The 16,225-nt window shown below is 44.9% G+C and carries 17 protein-coding genes; 9 read left to right on the top strand and 8 right to left on the bottom strand.

What is annotated here, in order from left to right; all coding sequences use genetic code 11:
* The first annotated feature begins 247 nt into the window (after positions 1–247).
* From lptD to apaH, 6 genes are all read left to right on the top strand, one after another.
* Positions 248–2,593, top strand: a complete 2,346-nt coding sequence (lptD, locus tag R7Z10_RS11405; RefSeq protein ID WP_005379673.1) for an LPS assembly protein LptD — start codon at positions 248–250, stop codon at positions 2,591–2,593.
* Between the two features lie 59 nt (positions 2,594–2,652).
* The gene (gene surA / locus R7Z10_RS11410; RefSeq protein ID WP_005379672.1) at positions 2,653–3,936 is read left to right on the top strand and encodes a peptidylprolyl isomerase SurA; all 1,284 of its coding nucleotides are present in this window, start codon (positions 2,653–2,655) and stop codon (positions 3,934–3,936) included.
* Positions 3,926–4,924: a 4-hydroxythreonine-4-phosphate dehydrogenase PdxA gene (gene pdxA / locus R7Z10_RS11415; protein ID WP_005383085.1), complete on the top strand. Its 999-nt coding sequence runs from the start codon at positions 3,926–3,928 to the stop codon at positions 4,922–4,924. Before surA ends, pdxA begins: the two co-directional genes overlap by 11 nt.
* Positions 4,921–5,730, top strand: coding sequence for a 16S rRNA (adenine(1518)-N(6)/adenine(1519)-N(6))-dimethyltransferase RsmA (rsmA, locus tag R7Z10_RS11420; RefSeq protein ID WP_005379669.1), 810 nt, complete (start codon positions 4,921–4,923; stop codon positions 5,728–5,730). Before pdxA ends, rsmA begins: the two co-directional genes overlap by 4 nt.
* A gap of 75 nt (positions 5,731–5,805) precedes the next feature.
* Positions 5,806–6,186: a Co2+/Mg2+ efflux protein ApaG gene (gene apaG / locus R7Z10_RS11425; protein WP_005379668.1), complete on the top strand. Its 381-nt coding sequence runs from the start codon at positions 5,806–5,808 to the stop codon at positions 6,184–6,186.
* A 15-nt stretch (positions 6,187–6,201) separates the two neighbouring features.
* On the top strand, positions 6,202–7,008 hold the full coding sequence (gene apaH, locus R7Z10_RS11430; RefSeq protein ID WP_213877113.1) for a bis(5'-nucleosyl)-tetraphosphatase (symmetrical) ApaH: 807 nt from the start codon (positions 6,202–6,204) through the stop codon (positions 7,006–7,008).
* A gap of 269 nt (positions 7,009–7,277) precedes the next feature.
* Here apaH and folA read toward each other — a convergent pair whose 3' ends face one another.
* From folA to rplU, 6 genes are all read right to left on the bottom strand, one after another.
* Positions 7,278–7,757: a type 3 dihydrofolate reductase gene (gene folA / locus R7Z10_RS11435; RefSeq protein ID WP_005379666.1), complete on the bottom strand. Its 480-nt coding sequence runs from the start codon at positions 7,755–7,757 to the stop codon at positions 7,278–7,280.
* 9 nt (positions 7,758–7,766) lie between these two features.
* Positions 7,767–8,240 (bottom strand): threonine/serine exporter family protein, encoded by a 474-nt coding sequence (locus R7Z10_RS11440; RefSeq protein WP_005379665.1) that lies wholly within the window; start codon positions 8,238–8,240, stop codon positions 7,767–7,769.
* The gene (locus R7Z10_RS11445; RefSeq protein WP_130544790.1) at positions 8,240–9,040 is read right to left on the bottom strand and encodes a threonine/serine exporter family protein; all 801 of its coding nucleotides are present in this window, start codon (positions 9,038–9,040) and stop codon (positions 8,240–8,242) included. The genes R7Z10_RS11440 and R7Z10_RS11445 overlap by 1 nt, the downstream gene beginning before the upstream one ends.
* Positions 9,041–9,236: 196 nt before the next feature.
* Positions 9,237–10,412: an Obg family GTPase CgtA gene (cgtA, locus tag R7Z10_RS11450; RefSeq protein ID WP_005383091.1), complete on the bottom strand. Its 1,176-nt coding sequence runs from the start codon at positions 10,410–10,412 to the stop codon at positions 9,237–9,239.
* 212 nt (positions 10,413–10,624) lie between these two features.
* Positions 10,625–10,882 carry a 50S ribosomal protein L27 gene (gene rpmA / locus R7Z10_RS11455; RefSeq protein WP_005383095.1) on the bottom strand — a complete coding sequence of 86 codons (258 nt, stop codon included), beginning with the start codon at positions 10,880–10,882 and terminating at the stop codon, positions 10,625–10,627.
* Positions 10,883–10,902: 20 nt separating this feature from the next.
* Positions 10,903–11,214, bottom strand: coding sequence for a 50S ribosomal protein L21 (gene rplU, locus R7Z10_RS11460; RefSeq protein WP_005383096.1), 312 nt, complete (start codon positions 11,212–11,214; stop codon positions 10,903–10,905).
* 256 nt (positions 11,215–11,470) lie between these two features.
* Here rplU and ispB point away from each other — a divergent pair, with 256 nt between their 5' ends.
* Positions 11,471–12,442: an octaprenyl diphosphate synthase gene (ispB, locus tag R7Z10_RS11465; RefSeq protein ID WP_005383097.1), complete on the top strand. Its 972-nt coding sequence runs from the start codon at positions 11,471–11,473 to the stop codon at positions 12,440–12,442.
* Between the two features lie 94 nt (positions 12,443–12,536).
* On the opposite strand, the gene R7Z10_RS11470 is transcribed toward ispB, so the two are convergent.
* Both R7Z10_RS11470 and mdh read right to left on the bottom strand, forming a co-directional pair.
* Positions 12,537–12,728 (bottom strand): hypothetical protein, encoded by a 192-nt coding sequence (locus R7Z10_RS11470; RefSeq protein ID WP_005379661.1) that lies wholly within the window; start codon positions 12,726–12,728, stop codon positions 12,537–12,539.
* Between the two features lie 112 nt (positions 12,729–12,840).
* The gene (gene mdh / locus R7Z10_RS11475) at positions 12,841–13,776 is read right to left on the bottom strand and encodes a malate dehydrogenase (protein WP_005379660.1); all 936 of its coding nucleotides are present in this window, start codon (positions 13,774–13,776) and stop codon (positions 12,841–12,843) included.
* 359 nt (positions 13,777–14,135) lie between these two features.
* Here mdh and argR point away from each other — a divergent pair, with 359 nt between their 5' ends.
* Together argR and R7Z10_RS11485 are read left to right on the top strand one after the other, a co-directional pair.
* A complete protein-coding gene (argR, locus tag R7Z10_RS11480; RefSeq protein WP_005379659.1) occupies positions 14,136–14,606 on the top strand; it encodes a transcriptional regulator ArgR in 471 nt (156 codons plus the stop codon).
* Positions 14,607–15,011: 405 nt separating this feature from the next.
* The gene (locus R7Z10_RS11485; protein ID WP_005379657.1) at positions 15,012–15,980 is read left to right on the top strand and encodes a TAXI family TRAP transporter solute-binding subunit; all 969 of its coding nucleotides are present in this window, start codon (positions 15,012–15,014) and stop codon (positions 15,978–15,980) included.
* The last annotated feature ends 245 nt before the right edge of the window (positions 15,981–16,225 follow it).

Here is a 16,225-nt window from a genome sequence, read left to right on the forward strand (position 1 = left end):
AATTTTTATCGACGACGGCGGTCTTATAGTGCCGGATGCAACGATTTCCTTTATGATAATGGAATTAGTTTTATTTCGGCTAGGCCATTTCGCCTGCTTATCTTTGCAGCTATTTTGTCGTCATTATGCCACAGTGAATCAATACGCTGGGATAAATGCGACTATAGTTGATTCATTTGGCTATTACGCTAGGGTACAACAAGCCCTATAGCCATCGAGTAGTAGTGACACAGGAAAGTTCAATTCAATGCAACATTTCTCCCGCACATTTTTAGCGGCCTCTATCAGCACCGCCTTGTTTGTACCCACCACTCAAGCTGAAGCGAATATCCATGATAGTGTGCAGGAAATGCCCGCCACAGATCAATGTTTGGTCGATACAAGTGGCGAGGAGGACGCTCTTAATACCCCAGTAGTGGTAGAAGCTGACACCCTGCAAGCCATCAATGGTGACAAAGCTCAGTACTCAGGTAATGTACAAGTCACCCAAGGCCAGAAGAAAATTACCGCAGATAGCGTAACGCTGCACCAACAAGACAACGTCGTGGTTGCCGAAGGCAACGTGACTTTCAATGACGGCCAAGTCAAAGCTCGATCTGATCGTGTTACTAACGACATTAATCAAGATACGTTTTCACTTGAGAACACCGATTATCAGTTCCTTTGCCAACAAGGCCGAGGCACTGCAGCCTATATCGCCCGCACAGGTCAGTCGGTTTATGAACTCGAAGACGGCTCTATCACATCGTGCCCTCAAGGCGATAATTCATGGCGATTGGTTGCGTCAGGCATCGATGTTGACCAAGATGAAGAGACAGCGACGCTGCACCATCCTCGATTTGAAGTGTTAGATGTGCCTGTTTTCTATGTGCCGTATCTAACCATGCCAATTGGAGATACGCGTAAAACGGGTTTCCTCTTCCCTTCTTTATCGTATGGTTCTAGTGATGGTATGGAAGTCGAGGTGCCATTCTATTGGAACATCGCGCCTCAATATGACATGACACTCACCACGCTCTATATGCAGCAACGTGGTACAAAACTCGATACTGATTTCCGCTACCTAACAGATGGTTGGGGAAATGGGGAAATCAAAGGCGAATACCTCAATAGTGATCGCAAATATCAGGACGAGTCTCGTTGGGGCTACCAAGTTAAACACGACGGTATCATCAATAAACAGTGGATAGTCAAAGTCGATTACTCAAAAGTGAGTGATATTGATTACTTCCTCGATCTAGACTCCGACATTGGTAACCGTGAAGATGGTCAACTGGTTCAAGAAGGACAAGTACAATATCGTTCTGACTTCTGGGATGCCTCGTTAACCGTTCGTGACTTCCAAATCTTATTGAAAGAAGAGAACCGCCCTTATCGCCTGCTTCCTCAGTTAGACTTGAACTACTACACGCCGTTGTGGGGAGACTACCTTAACTTTGACGTGAAGAGCCAAGTGAGCCGCTTCGATACCAGCGATGCTGCGCGACCAAATGCGACCCGTGTTCACATTGAACCAGGGCTTACATTACCACTCTCAAACTCATGGGCAACGTGGACAACAGAAGCGCGTGTGCTCTCTACGTATTACTCTCAAGACTTAACGGGTTTGACAGATGTAAACTTGCAAAACCAGTTGGATGATGAAGTTTCTCGTGTTATTCCTGAGTTCCGTACGCATGCGCAACTTTACTTAGAGCGAGATACAAGCTGGATCAAGGGCTACACCCAAACACTGGAGCCTCAGCTGCAGTACTTGTACGTACCTGAAGAAGATCAAACCAACATCTACAACTACGATACCACCTTGCTACAAACCGACTACTACGGGCTATTCCGCAGTCGTAAGTACAGTGGCATTGATAAAATCGCCTCGGCGAACCAGTTAAGCTACGGTGCGAGTACTCGCTTCTTTGATGATGACTATAAAGAGCGTCTTAACGTTTCATTTGGTCAGATTTACTACTTCGATAAAAAGACCAAACTGAGCAACAGCCCAAATCTTCCGGATGAGACCACCAATTACTCATCATGGGCGATTGAAGCTGATTTCAACTACAACGATTACTTGTTCTATCACGGTGGAATTCAATACGATATTGATTTGAGCTCCATGCAGTTGGCAAACAGTACCTTGGAATACCAATTCAACGGCGGCTTTATTCAGGGTAACTATCGCTACGTTACGCGTGAATACATCGAAGATACGATCATTCTCGAAAACCTAGACACAATTACTCGTAAAGGTATTTCTCAAGCAGGTATTGTAGCGGCCTACGAGTTCAACCCGAACTGGTCTGCGAGTGGTCAATACTACTACGACCTCAATGAAAATGCGGACCTAGAATGGTTAGCGAGCCTGCGTTACCAATCTGACTGTTGGTACATTGGCGTCACTTACTCAAACCAATTGCTTGGTTGGGAAGACCAAGCTATCGGCAGCACCGGGGCATCACCTGAATACGAAAATAACTTCAGCGTTAACTTCGGTATTCAAGGCTTTGCGACCAACCAGCGTGAAGACACTGCTGTCAAAGAACTGGATGGTTCTGACAACGCGATTAAGTACGGCCGCCCATTCTATCTGAACAATTAATCAAAATAGGCGTCTTAAATGAATAAGACGCCTATTCAAAAATACTGACGGAATTTTAAATGAAAATTTGGAAATCAATCTTATTCACGACCCTACTCTCTTGCGGAGCGGTTGCAGCACCAGTAGAGATCGATAAGGTTGCGGTCATCGTGAACGACGGTGTAGTTCTACAAAGCGACATCGAAACAGCGATGAAAACGCTGCAAGCCAACGCTCGTCAAAGTGGAAAGAGCTTACCTTCTACCAGCGTGTTAAAAGAACAAGTCGTTGAAAAACTTATCATTGATACGTTGCAAGGCCAAGAAGCAGACCGTATTGGTGTGCGTATTGACGACAACCGTTTAAACCAAGCGATTGCAGAGATCGCACGTAATAATGAGCAATCGGTAGAACAACTCGCTGCTTCTGTAGAAAGTGAAGGTTTAAGTTACCCAGAATTCCGCGAACAAATTCGTAAGGAAATCGCCGCATCAGAAGCTCGCAATGCACTGGTTCGTCGCCGTATTAATATCCTTCCAGCAGAGGTCGATAGCCTTGCTGAGCAACTATCACAAGAAACCAATGCGACTGTTCAATACAAAATTGGACACATTCAACTGCGCTTCTCTGACGATAAAGAAAAGTCAGCTGTAGAAGCAGAAGCTAAAGCGCTCGCGAAAAAGCTAAACGAAGGTGCAGACTTTACGGAGATGGCCTACACCTACTCAAAAGGTCCTAAAGCTTTACAAGGTGGTGACTGGGGCTGGATGCGTAAAGAAGAGATGCCAACCATCTTTGCTGATCAGATCAAGATGCAAAACAAAGGCAGCATTATTGGTCCTTTCCGTAGTGGCGTTGGTTTCCACATCCTAAAAATAGAGGATGTAAAAGGCCTAGAAACGGTTGCGGTAACGGAAGTAAATGCGCGTCATATTTTGATTAAACCAACCGTGATTCTGAGCGACGAAGGGGCGAAGAAGCAACTGAATGAATTTGTACGCCGCATCAAAGCCGGTGAAGCAACGTTCGCTCAATTGGCAACACAATACAGTCAAGATCCTGGCTCGGCAGCACAAGACGGTGAACTAGGTTATCAAACACCAGATCTTTACGTGCCAGAATTTAAGCACCAAGTAGAAACTCTGCCAGTTGGCTCAATCAGCGAACCGTTCAAAACCGTTCACGGCTGGCATATCGTTGAAGTGTTGGATCGTCGCCAAGTTGACCGCACTGACTCAGCGATGAAGAACAAAGCTTACCGTATTCTATTTAATCGTAAATTTAATGAAGAAGCGGGCGCATGGATGCAAGAGCTACGCGCAAGTGCGTTTGTTGAAATCGTGGATGACAACAATGACAACTAATACAATTCGTAGAATTGTCGTAACCGCAGGGGAACCTGCGGGTATCGGCCCAGACTTAGTGCTTGCCCTATCGAAAGAAGATTGGGCGCACCAAATTGTCGTCTGTGCCGATAAGAATATGCTGACGGAGCGAGCCAAGCAGCTTGGCATCGAAGTCCAACTGTCTGATTACAATCCAGAAGAAGCACCTAAAGCACAAAAAGCGGGCACGCTTATCGTTGACCATATCCAAATATCGGAACCTGCGGTCGCAGGCGAGCTCAATGAAGCGAATGGCCACTATGTACTAAAAACGCTAGAAAGAGCGGCTTTAGGCTGTATGAATGATGAATTTGATGCTATTGTCACCGGCCCTGTTCATAAGGGGGTGATTAATCGCGCAGGTGTTGCATTCAGTGGTCATACTGAATTTTTCGCCGAGAAGTCACAAACGCCGCTAGTCGTAATGATGCTAGCAACGGAAGGACTGCGCGTGGCGCTGGTTACAACACATATTCCTTTAGCTTATGTGTCCAAAGCTGTCACCGAAGAGCGATTAGAAAAAATCATCGATATTCTTCATAAAGACCTTGTAGAAAAGTTTGCTATCGCACAACCAAACATCTACGTTTGCGGGCTTAACCCTCATGCTGGCGAAGATGGCTGCTTAGGTCGTGAAGAGATCGAAACCATCACTCCGACACTGGAAAAAATTCGACAAGAAAAAGGTATCAACCTGATCGGCCCTCTGCCGGCTGATACCATTTTCAATGAAAAATATTTAAATGATGCTGATGCTGTTTTAGGCATGTACCATGATCAAGTATTGCCAGTATTAAAATACAAAGGCTTTGGTCGTTCAGTAAACATTACTCTTGGTCTACCTTTTATTAGAACATCGGTGGACCACGGTACTGCATTAGATCTGGCAGGGACAGGTCAAGCGGATACAGGGAGTTTCCGAACAGCGCTCACGCATGCGATAGATTTGGTAGAGAAGAAACAATGAGAAATGATGTCCATTTAGGACACAAAGCGCGTAAACGTTTTGGTCAAAACTTCCTGAACGATCCATACATTATTGATGGAATCGTATCAGCGATTAACCCAAAACCAGGTCAAAACCTGGTTGAAATCGGTCCTGGTCTTGGTGCTATCACTGAGCCAGTAGGTCGTGAAGTAGATAAGTTCACAGTTATCGAATTAGACCGCGATCTGGCGGAACGCCTACGTACTCACCCTGAACTGGCAGATAAGTTGACCATCCATGAGGGTGACGCTATGCGTTTTGACTTCACTCAACTAGTGAAGCCAAACAACAAGCTGCGCATTTTTGGTAACTTGCCATACAACATCTCTACACCATTGATGTTCCACCTTTTTGAGTTCCATAAAGACATTCAAGACATGCACTTTATGCTGCAAAAAGAAGTGGTAAACCGCTTAGCCGCCGGCCCTGGCAGCAAAGCTTACGGCCGTTTAACGGTAATGGCTCAGTACTACTGTAAAGTGGTACCAGTACTGGAAGTGCCGCCAACGGCATTCGTTCCACCACCGAAAGTGGATTCTGCCGTTGTTCGTTTAGTGCCTTACGAAGAGCTGCCATGCCCGGCGAAAGATCTGCGTTTGCTCGATCGCGTTTGTCGTGAAGGCTTTAACCAACGTCGTAAAACAGTTCGTAACTGCTACAAATCGTTGTTAAGCACAGAAGTACTAGAAGAGCTAGGTGTTAATCCAAGCATGCGTCCAGAGAACCTGACGCTAGAACAATTCGTAGCAATGGCGAACTGGCTTGCGGATAACCCGCAGCACTAAGAACTCAAACAATGAGCCAAACCCTTGTAGGTTTGGCTTATTATTATTGGGATATTACGTTTCTGAGGAGTGCACATGGACGTCATTCAACCTTGCATCAAAATTCAAGTTCACACCAAATACATCGAAGAACAGTCCAACCCAGAGCTACAACGCTACGTTTTCGCTTATATCATCACCATCAAAAACCTTAGCCAGCAAACCGTACAGTTAGTGAGCCGCCGCTGGCTAATCACAGACTCGAATGGCAAGCAAATGACGGTTGAAGGTGACGGAGTGGTAGGCCAGCAGCCCTTTATTCCAAGCAATGATGAATACACGTACAGTAGCGGAACCGCGTTAGAAACCCCTGTCGGCGTTATGCAAGGACACTACAAAATGCTGGATGAGAAAGGGCAAGAGTTCATCACCGAAATCGAACCATTTCGCTTGGCTGTTCCAAATGTTTTAAATTAGTAAATTGGAGATTCAGTGGCTACCTATATTGTTGGTGACATCCAAGGCTGTTTTGATGAATTGCAGCGACTACTAGAAAAAGTATCTTTCTCTGCGAAAAAAGACCAACTTTGGCTTGCTGGTGATTTGGTCGCCAGAGGGCCTAAATCACTAGAAACGTTACGCTTTGTCAAGTCACTTGGCGCAAACGCAATCGTCGTGCTTGGTAATCACGACCTTCACCTTCTCGCAGTGGCTCACGGGATAAAAAAGGTCAAAGACAAAGATAGAACCGCACCTATTTTCACGGCCCCTGACAAAGAGGAACTACTGACATGGCTAGCTCAGCAACCTCTAATGGCCGAGCATGACGAGTTCGTGATGTGTCACGCTGGCATATCACCGCAGTGGAATCTAAAAACAGCGAGAAAGTGTGCCCGTGAAGTTGAGCGCATCATCCAAAGTGAAGAGCTGCCTTGGCTATTAAAAAACATGTACAGTAATCAACCTGATTCCTGGGATGACTCTCTACAGGGTTTGGACCGATACCGTTATATTATCAATGCTTTTACGCGGATGCGCTTTTGTTTCCCTGATGGTCGTTTGGATATGGATTGTAAATTGCCACCGCAACAAGTTTCCGGTAACGAACTTATTCCATGGTTTGATGTGCCTAAACGTATCCACTTAAACAAAGCGGTGCTCTTTGGGCACTGGGCTGCACTACAAGGCTATATGAACAACGAAGTCATCGGGCTAGATACTGGCTGCGTTTGGGGAGGAAGCCTGACCATGATCCGTTGGGAAGATAAGAAAATTTTTACTCAGGATGCGTTAAGTTAAACACTGAATAACAGTCGATAATCCATAGTAGGAAGAATACCTGTCACTTAACACCTCCTGTAGGGTCATTCCAACGAGCCTTAACGAGACTAGGAATCTAATATCCTCGCGCTGCGAATAGATAGAAATACCTTTGACAACAAAGTACTCGTATAGAGGCTCCTGAATCTCGCTCTTTCGTCGCTTTTCAGGATGACGGTAGGTTGGGATGGCCGCTCGCTGTTATACGAACGGCATTACCGTATTAACTACGCGGTGTTAATCTCGAATTACTTTTCTAACACAGTAAAGCGCATGTTGTAGGCGTTCTTCTCATCGGCTTGATACATTTCTGAGTAAGTTTCCTTAAACTCGTCTCCCCAATCTGGGAACTGAGTATCACCATCAATGGCCGCTTCAATGTGTGTTACATACAGTTTATTGGCCATAGGCAGACAAGTGGTGTAAATCGCACCACCACCAATGATCATCACTTCTTCCACATCACCTGCGACTTCCAGAGCCTGCTCAATCGATGTTACGGTAGTGACACCTTCGATCTTTAGTGTCTCATCACGGCTAATAACAATATTCAAGCGACCAGGTAAAGGGCGACCAATAGACTCATAGGTTTTGCGTCCCATCACAACCGGTTTTCCCATGGTACAACGCTTAAACCAAGCGAAATCGGCGGGAAGATGCCAAGGCATTTGATTGTCTTTGCCAATGATGCGATTGTCGGCCATCGCGGCAATCATACTAATGATCATGTTAGGTCCTTATACAATTGGTCTGCGGCGATAGAATAACAGCCCCGGAACCGCAAGACCAACTGCTAAACCTGCAATAATAAACATGGCCTTAAGAAAGTTTTCCATACAGGTTGCGACAAGCTCGGGTGAGTAGCCAACATGATTGATTTCTACCATAGCGATCATTGCTTTGTACGCAAACACACCCGGCACCATCGGGATCAAAGCAGCCACAGTAAACACTTTTGGATGCGCGAGAAAACGGTGAGACCAGTACACACCGATCATCCCAACTAACGTCGCGGCAAAAAAGGTTGCCCACTCAATAGGAATGCCAAACTGCATCATCAAGTAGCGGCTACCATGACCAATCGCACCACCAACAGCGCAATACACTAAAGCTCTTTGTGGCACGTTAAAAACCAATGCAAATCCTACGGCGGGAATCGCCGCAAAAAACATGTCATTCAAAAGGCCAAACATCAAATCAAATAAACTCATTAGATTGCCCACCCCCAAATTCCAGTTACACTCATCGCAGCAACGATCCCCAAACATGTCGCCAACGTTAGTAAACTAGCCATCACAAATCGAGCAATCCCCATATTAAAGTGGCCTTTCAACATATCTGCGACAGAGTTAATGAGTGGGAAACCAGGTACAAGCATTAATACTGACGATGCCATTGCTACGGTAGGTAGATTACCGACTTGGTAAATTTCCGCCTGTGCTGAAATTAAGGTAGTCACAAAAGCGGTCGCAGCAAAGTTCAATAGAGGGTTGAAATGACGATGACCAATTTCTTGGCGAACGATCATGCCACCAGCTGAAGCTAAAAAGGTCATGATGAATACTCCCCAATCACCACCAGCTAGATGACTGAATGCCGCACAAGACAAGCCAATCATAAACACCACCAACCAGCGGTTATAACGCTCTGGACTGATAGCGTTCAGCTTTTTCTGCGCCATGGTTGAATCGAGTAAACCACGCTCCATCATGATACAGATTCGTTGAATTTGCGTAATAACGCGCATATTGATGCCACGATCAGCGCAGCTTCGGGTGGTGGTGATGCAGTGCCCATCCATTACCGTCGTCACAACCAATGCATTAGCTGATAGTGCAACCGCAACTTCATTCACCCCACAAGCAAGGCCAATACGACGCATAATATCGCTCACAAGAGTACTTTCAGCACCATGAGCAAGTAGCATTTGTCCGGCTTGGGCGACAAGACGAGAAATCGATCGTTGAGTAGATACCGCCAACTCTCTAGGCGGTATGGTTTCTAGAGTCATAAATAAGTCTAATTCCTTTTAGGGTGTTACTCATTCATACGCGCGAGGGCCAAACTAACCCTCAAAAAAACACGACGTATCAGTTATTGTGCCGTAAATCACATCACCTAAATATGATTTAGATACAAAAAAAGCCGCAATAAATAATTGCGGCTTAATGAATTATAGGCAAACAGGCATTGTTTGACCGTTCTGATTAGTCACGAACGTAGACAACGTGACCGTCATCTTCTTCATCGTCCCAGTCATCCCAATCGTCGTCGTCATCTTCAGTGATAACGTCTTTACCCGCCATCGCATCTTTATGGTAATCATCCCACATGAAGTTAACTTTATCTTCTTCAGCCACTTCTTCCTCTTCGCGAGGCAGGTTATCCATAAAGTCAGCCAGTTTGTAACAAAGCTCTTTAGTACCGTTACGATTGATCGCCGAGATCTTAAAGTACTCGTCTTCCCAACCTAGTGCGTCTAAGATTTCTTGGATCTTCTCATTCGCTTCTTCTTCAGGCATTAGATCAACTTTGTTGAACACTAACCAACGCGGCTTACTTGCCAGTTTTTCGCTGTATTGTTCTAGTTCATCAATGATCGTCAATGCATTTTGCACCGGATCGGACTGATCAATTGGCATAATATCGATCATGTGCAGCAACACTCGACAACGCTCTAAGTGCTTCAAGAATCGAATACCAAGGCCAGCGCCATCTGCTGCACCCTCGATCAAACCAGGGATGTCTGCAACAACAAAGCTTTTCTCTGGTACGACACTTACGACACCCAAGCTTGGGATCAAAGTCGTGAATGGGTAATCAGCGACTTTCGGTTTTGCTGCTGATACTGCGCGGATAAAGGTTGATTTACCAGCATTAGGTAGACCAAGCATACCCACATCAGCAAGAAGCAATAGCTCAAGGCGAATTTCGCGTACTTCACCCTTTGTACCCAATGTTCTCTGACGAGGCGCGCGGTTTACTGAAGATTTGAAACGCGTGTTACCTAGACCGTGCCAACCGCCTTTTGCGATCATCACTTTCTTACCGTGTTCAGCAACTTCCGCCACGATTTCATTTGTGTGGATATCCACAGCGCGCGTACCCACAGGTACACGAAGAACGATGTCTTTACCACGCTTACCTGTACAGTTACCACCGCGACCGTTTTCACCACGCTCAGCTTCGTAGAAGCGCTGGAAACGGTAATCAATCAGGGTATTTAGGTTTTCATCGGCTTGGATATAAACATCACCACCGTCACCGCCATCACCGCCATCAGGGCCACCTTTAGTGATGAATTTTTCACGCCAGAAACTGACAACGCCACTACCGCCATCACCAGCCTGAACTTTTACTACCGCTTCATCTACGAACTTCATCTTTTACTCCGACTACTTCGTGCGTGGATTAAATCTTACTATGTCATCCGACAATTTTAGCAGATGACAGATCTAAGCTCCCAGATTCAAATCGCTTAGGATCTTAGCGAGAAACTTCGATATGTCGACTGCCACAAATAAAAAACCCCGCCGATTCGGCAGGGCTTTTGAATTCAGCTTAAAGCTATTAAGTAATTTGGTTAAAAACCTAATTACTCAGCTTCGATGCTTACAAACTTACGGTTCTTAGGACCTTTCACTTCGAACTTCACTTTACCTTCAGTAAGAGCGAATAGAGTGTGGTCTTTACCGATACCTACGTTGTTACCAGCGTGGAACTTAGTACCACGTTGACGAACGATGATGTTACCTGCAAGTACAGATTCACCACCGAAACGCTTAACACCTAGACGTTTGCTTTCTGAATCGCGGCCGTTACGAGTAGAACCACCAGCTTTTTTGTGTGCCATTGTTAAACTCTCCTAATAGATTAAGCGTTGATACCAGTGATCTTCACTTCAGTGAACCACTGACGGTGACCCTGTTGCTTACGAGAGTGCTTACGACGACGGAACTTAACGATTTTAACTTTATCGCCACGACCGTGTTGTACAACTTCAGCAACAATTTTGCCGCCCTCTACAAGAGGAGCACCAACTTTGATGTCTTCGCCGTTAGCAACAAGAAGAACTTTATCAAATTCTACAGTTGCACCAGTTTCAACGTCTAATTTCTCTAAACGAAGAGTTTGACCTTCGCTTACACGGTGTTGTTTACCACCAGATTGGAAAACAGCGTACATATTTTACTCCGCTTTTTCCGCACAGCCTTTCTTGAGGGTGTGCGCTAAACTAATCATCAATAGGGCGCAGATTCTACAGAATAGATGCTCCTATGACAAGCCATATTTTGAAAAAATTGGCGAAAAGCTAATCGCCAAAGAAAAGTGCGGCAATCATGCCCTTTAGTAATGTATTAATCAACGTTTTTTAGTGTATTATTCGACAATTATATAAATCGAATAAGCCTTGCAGGGTCTAACTTCAGCCGGATATACGATGGATTTTAAAACTATCCAAGCGCTTACTGCCGATGACATGGCAAAAGTGAATGAAACAATTCAAGCCCAACTTAATTCTGATGTCTCTTTAATCAACCAGCTCGGTTTTTATATCGTGAGTGGTGGAGGCAAACGTCTAAGACCGCTTTTAGCGATACTGTCAGCCCGTGCACTTGGTTACCAAGGCAATGGTCATACAATGGCAGCTGCGTTTATTGAGTTCATCCATACAGCGACTTTGCTGCATGATGACGTGGTAGATGAATCAGACATGCGCCGTGGTAAAGCCACTGCGAATGCAGCATTTGGCAATGCGGCTAGCGTATTAGTTGGGGACTTTATCTATACACGCTCATTTCAGATGATGACAGAACTAGGATCCATGAAGATCCTTAAACTAATGAGCAATGCCGTAAACGTGATCGCCGAAGGTGAAGTACAGCAGTTGATGAACTGTAACGACCCTGACACGACAGAAGAAAGCTACATGCAAGTCATCTACTCTAAGACTGCGCGCTTATTTGAATCCGCAACTCAAATCGGTGCAATCTTAAATGATGCTCCTGAGCATGTGGAAATCGCAATGCAAAATTACGGTAAGTATCTAGGCACTGCGTTTCAGCTCATTGATGACGTCATGGATTACACTTCTGATGGCGAAGACATGGGTAAAAATGTGGGTGATGACTTGGCCGAAGGCAAGCCAACTTTACCTCTACTCCATGCTATGCGTAATACCACACCAGAAAACGCCATCATGATTCGTGAAGCGATTGAGAAAGCGAATGGTATGGATCGCTTAGAAGAAATTCTTGCGGTCATGAAAGAAGCAGGCTCTCTGGAATACACAACGCAAAAAGCTCTAGAAGAAGCAGACAAAGCAATCGCAGAACTATCAGTGTTGCCAGAGTCTGAATACAAACAAGCGCTTGTTACTCTGGCTCATGTCGCAGTACAACGCACGAAGTAATCAATAGCTACCCATAACGCAAGACTTATAGCAAAAAGGAAGAGCATGCTCTTCCTTTTTTTACGTTTGATACCTAATGACGACGCCGGAGGCGCTAGTAATATCTGTCACTACCGCCATGCAGTTGTGGATCATCTTCTATTTCATCAAAGCTAACGGCGAGCTGCTGTTCAGTCCCTTGTTTGGACAACAATACCGTCTCTGCTTCATGGTCGACCACTAATATCGTACCGACGCCTTGTTGGCACTCAACAACCATGCCTTTACGGATTCGACTCGCTTCCATCATCTTCTCCTTCACTACGTGGTTTTATTGGAAAGTTTTACGAAGTTGAGAAATCAAGGATCAAAAAAGCCGATCAAAATGATCGGCTTTCTTCTTATATAGGCTTTCTAGATTACTTTGCGAATTCAACACCAATGTTGATGTCGCCATTTAGTGTTTCTAGCATACCGTCTAATGCAGACTTTTCGTAATCGCTGAGTTTGCCGTAGCTTAGTACTTCTTCAACGCCTTCTTTACCCAGTTTCACAGGTTGCGCGAAGTACGTCGCGTGTTCGCCGTCGCCTTCAACGTAAGCGCACTCAACTACGCCTTCTTCACCTTGAAGAGCACGAACCAGAGACAGACCAAAGCGACATGCAGCTTGGCCCATTGATAGTGTTGCACTACCACCACCCGCTTTCGCTTCTACAACTTCAGTACCTGCATTTTGAATACGTTTCGTTAATGCTTCTACTTCTTCAGCTGTAAACTCAACACCTTCAACTTGAGACAGTAGAGGTAAGATCGTTACGCCAGAGTGACCACCAATTACTGGCACGCGAACGTCACCTGGATCTTTGTCTTTTAGCTCAGCAACAAACGTTTCTGAACGGATAACATCCAACGTTGTTACACCAAATAGACGACGCTTATCATAAACACCCGCTTTTTTAAGAACTTCAGCAGCAATTGGCACTGTTGTATTTACAGGGTTTGTGATGATACCAACACAAGCTTTCGGACATACAACCGCAATCTTCTCCGCTAGCGATTTAACGATACCAGCGTTTACATTAAATAGATCCGCACGATCCATACCTGGCTTACGCGCAACACCAGCAGAAATTAGCACAACATCCGCGCCTTCTAGTGCTGGAGTAGGATCTTCACCAGCGTAACCTTTGATAGAAACTGGCGTAGGGATGTGGCTAAGATCAGCGGCCACACCAGGAGTTACTGGAGCAATATCATATAGGGCTAGATCAGAACCAGCAGGAAGACGGTTCTTAAGTAGAAGGGCCAGGGCTTGACCGATGCCACCAGCGGCACCAATAACGGCTACTTTCATGTAGTTCTCCTTGAGAGTATTTCTCTTATAAACGTATTCGTAGGGTAGTTTGTAACCAACTTAAATAAAGCTATCGGAATCACAACTTGATTACAATCAATTAACGCTAGCTTTGCGACCTCGCGCAACTCGCTGTTACCGTGCTACAAATGGGGCTTGGATTATTCTTTTATTCTGTTGAAATGACAAGGAATTCAAGAAAACAGATACAGCCCTACTTCAGCGCGCTAAAGAATTCTATGTGGTATATAGTTTACAGTGACGCATCTAACATAATCCTGGGACTCTTTGGCACCGCCTGAATATATATGCGAGAATATGCAAAATTGCTGACCCGTAATAAGAGATTTGTAATGACTATGCGCAATTCAGAAAAACAAGACAACTTAGTTCGCGCCTTTAAAGCCCTGTTAAAAGAAGAAAGCTTTGGCTCACAGGGCGAGATTGTTGACGCACTCAAACAGCAAGGGTTTGAGAGTATCAACCAATCTAAAGTCTCACGTATGCTGACTAAATTTGGCGCCGTCCGTACGCGCAATGCAAAAATGGAAATGGTTTACTGTCTTCCTGCTGAGCTAGGTGTCCCAACAGTCAGCAGCTCTCTGCGTGAACTGGTACTAGACATCGATCGTAACGCAGCGTTAGTAGTAATTCACACCGGCCCAGGTGCAGCGCAGTTGATTGCTCGCTTGCTTGATTCACTCGGTAAATCCGAAGGTATTCTTGGTGTTGTCGCGGGTGACGATACCATTTTCATTACGCCAACCATGGCAATTACGACTGAGCAACTCTTCAAATCAGTGTGCGAGCTGTTCGAATATACTGGTTAAGTTCTATAAAGCTTCAATCAGCTAACTCATTGTGGGTTATAAAAGAAGTCTCATTTTGTAGCCCATAATTTATGTAAATTTTTTGCTTACTCCGCTCATTCTTTAACCATCCGTTTTGTGATTAACATCACGCAATTGATCTTTTTCATTTCAGTCACTAAACGTTAATTAAGTAATTGTTATAAAAAGAATTAAATCACAAATTGAATCCTATCCCCTGATACAAAATTCAGACTTATCAACTATAACATTTAACAATTGGATAATTTTCTGCCAATTTTTTGTTATGATTCGCTCGCTTTTTCAAACGATTGGATTGAAAAAGGTGCCGTTTCCAAATAGGAAACTCCAGAAGTGATTTATGGTTATTTCCGGGTAAATAATGAATATAAGGAAGGGAAATTCATGGCATTTAACAAACTTCTCAAAGTAGGCGCTATCGCTGCAGCCGTAATGGGCGCAGGCGCAGTTAACGCTCAAGAGTTTATTACCATCGGTACTGGCTCTGTGACAGGTGTTTACTACCCAACTGGTGGTGCTATCTGTAAGTTGGTAAATAAAGGTCGCAAAGACCACAACATCCGTTGTTCAGTAGAATCGACTGGTGGCTCAATTTACAACGTTAACACTATCCGTGCAGGCGAATTAGATTTTGGTATCGTGCAATCGGATTGGCAGTACCACGGCTACAACGGTACGAGCAAGTTTGAAGAACAAGGCCCGTACAAGAAGCTACGCGCAATGTTCTCTCTTCATACAGAACCTTTCAACATCATTGCGCGTGCAGATTCAGGTATTGAAAACGTTGAAGACCTGAAAGGTAAGCGCGTAAACATCGGTAATCCAGGCTCTGGTGACCGTGCAACGATGGGCGTTGTCATGGAAGCGATGGGTTGGACAAACGACAGCTTCAAATTGGCGTCTGAGCTAAAAGGCTCTGAACGCTCTCAGGCACTTTGTGATAACAAAATTGACGCCTTCATTTACATGGTCGGCCACCCGAACGGTTCAATCAAAGAAGCAACCACATCATGTGATGCGAAGCTAGTTTCAGCAACAGGCCCTAAAATCGATAAAATTGTTGCCGACAACCCATACTACGCCTTTAGCTCAGTACCGGCTGGTATGTACCGCGGTACAGACAAAGACGTAAACAGCTTTGGTGTTGCAGCAACAATGGTAACGACCTCTGATGTTTCAGACGATGTCGCTTACAACGTGGCAAAAGCTGTGTTTGAAAACTTTGATACCTTCAAGCGTCTACACCCTGCGTTCGCAAACTTGAAGAAAGAAGACATGGTGAAAGCTGGTCTTTCTATTCCTCTTCACCCAGGTGCAGAAAAATACTACAAAGAAATGGGTCTAATTAAGTAATTTCCTCAGACTCTACATACAGGCAGGAAAGAATATTTTCTGCCTGTTTGAGCATACAGGTTGTAGCACGTTCTAACTGTATGCTTCATTCGCCAGTTTTCTTCTGAAAACTGCGAGCTCATACCCAAGAAAACTTAAACGCCGCCTAACAGAGTATCCAACAATCAACACTTTGAGTTCAGGCAGCAAAATACTCGAAAGCAAACTTCGCTCCATTCACTACACTGATAGAGGCGAAGTGTGGT

Source organism: Vibrio sp. Vb1018, assembly GCF_033338775.1.
Classification (GTDB): Bacteria; Pseudomonadota; Gammaproteobacteria; order Enterobacterales; family Vibrionaceae; genus Vibrio; species Vibrio alginolyticus.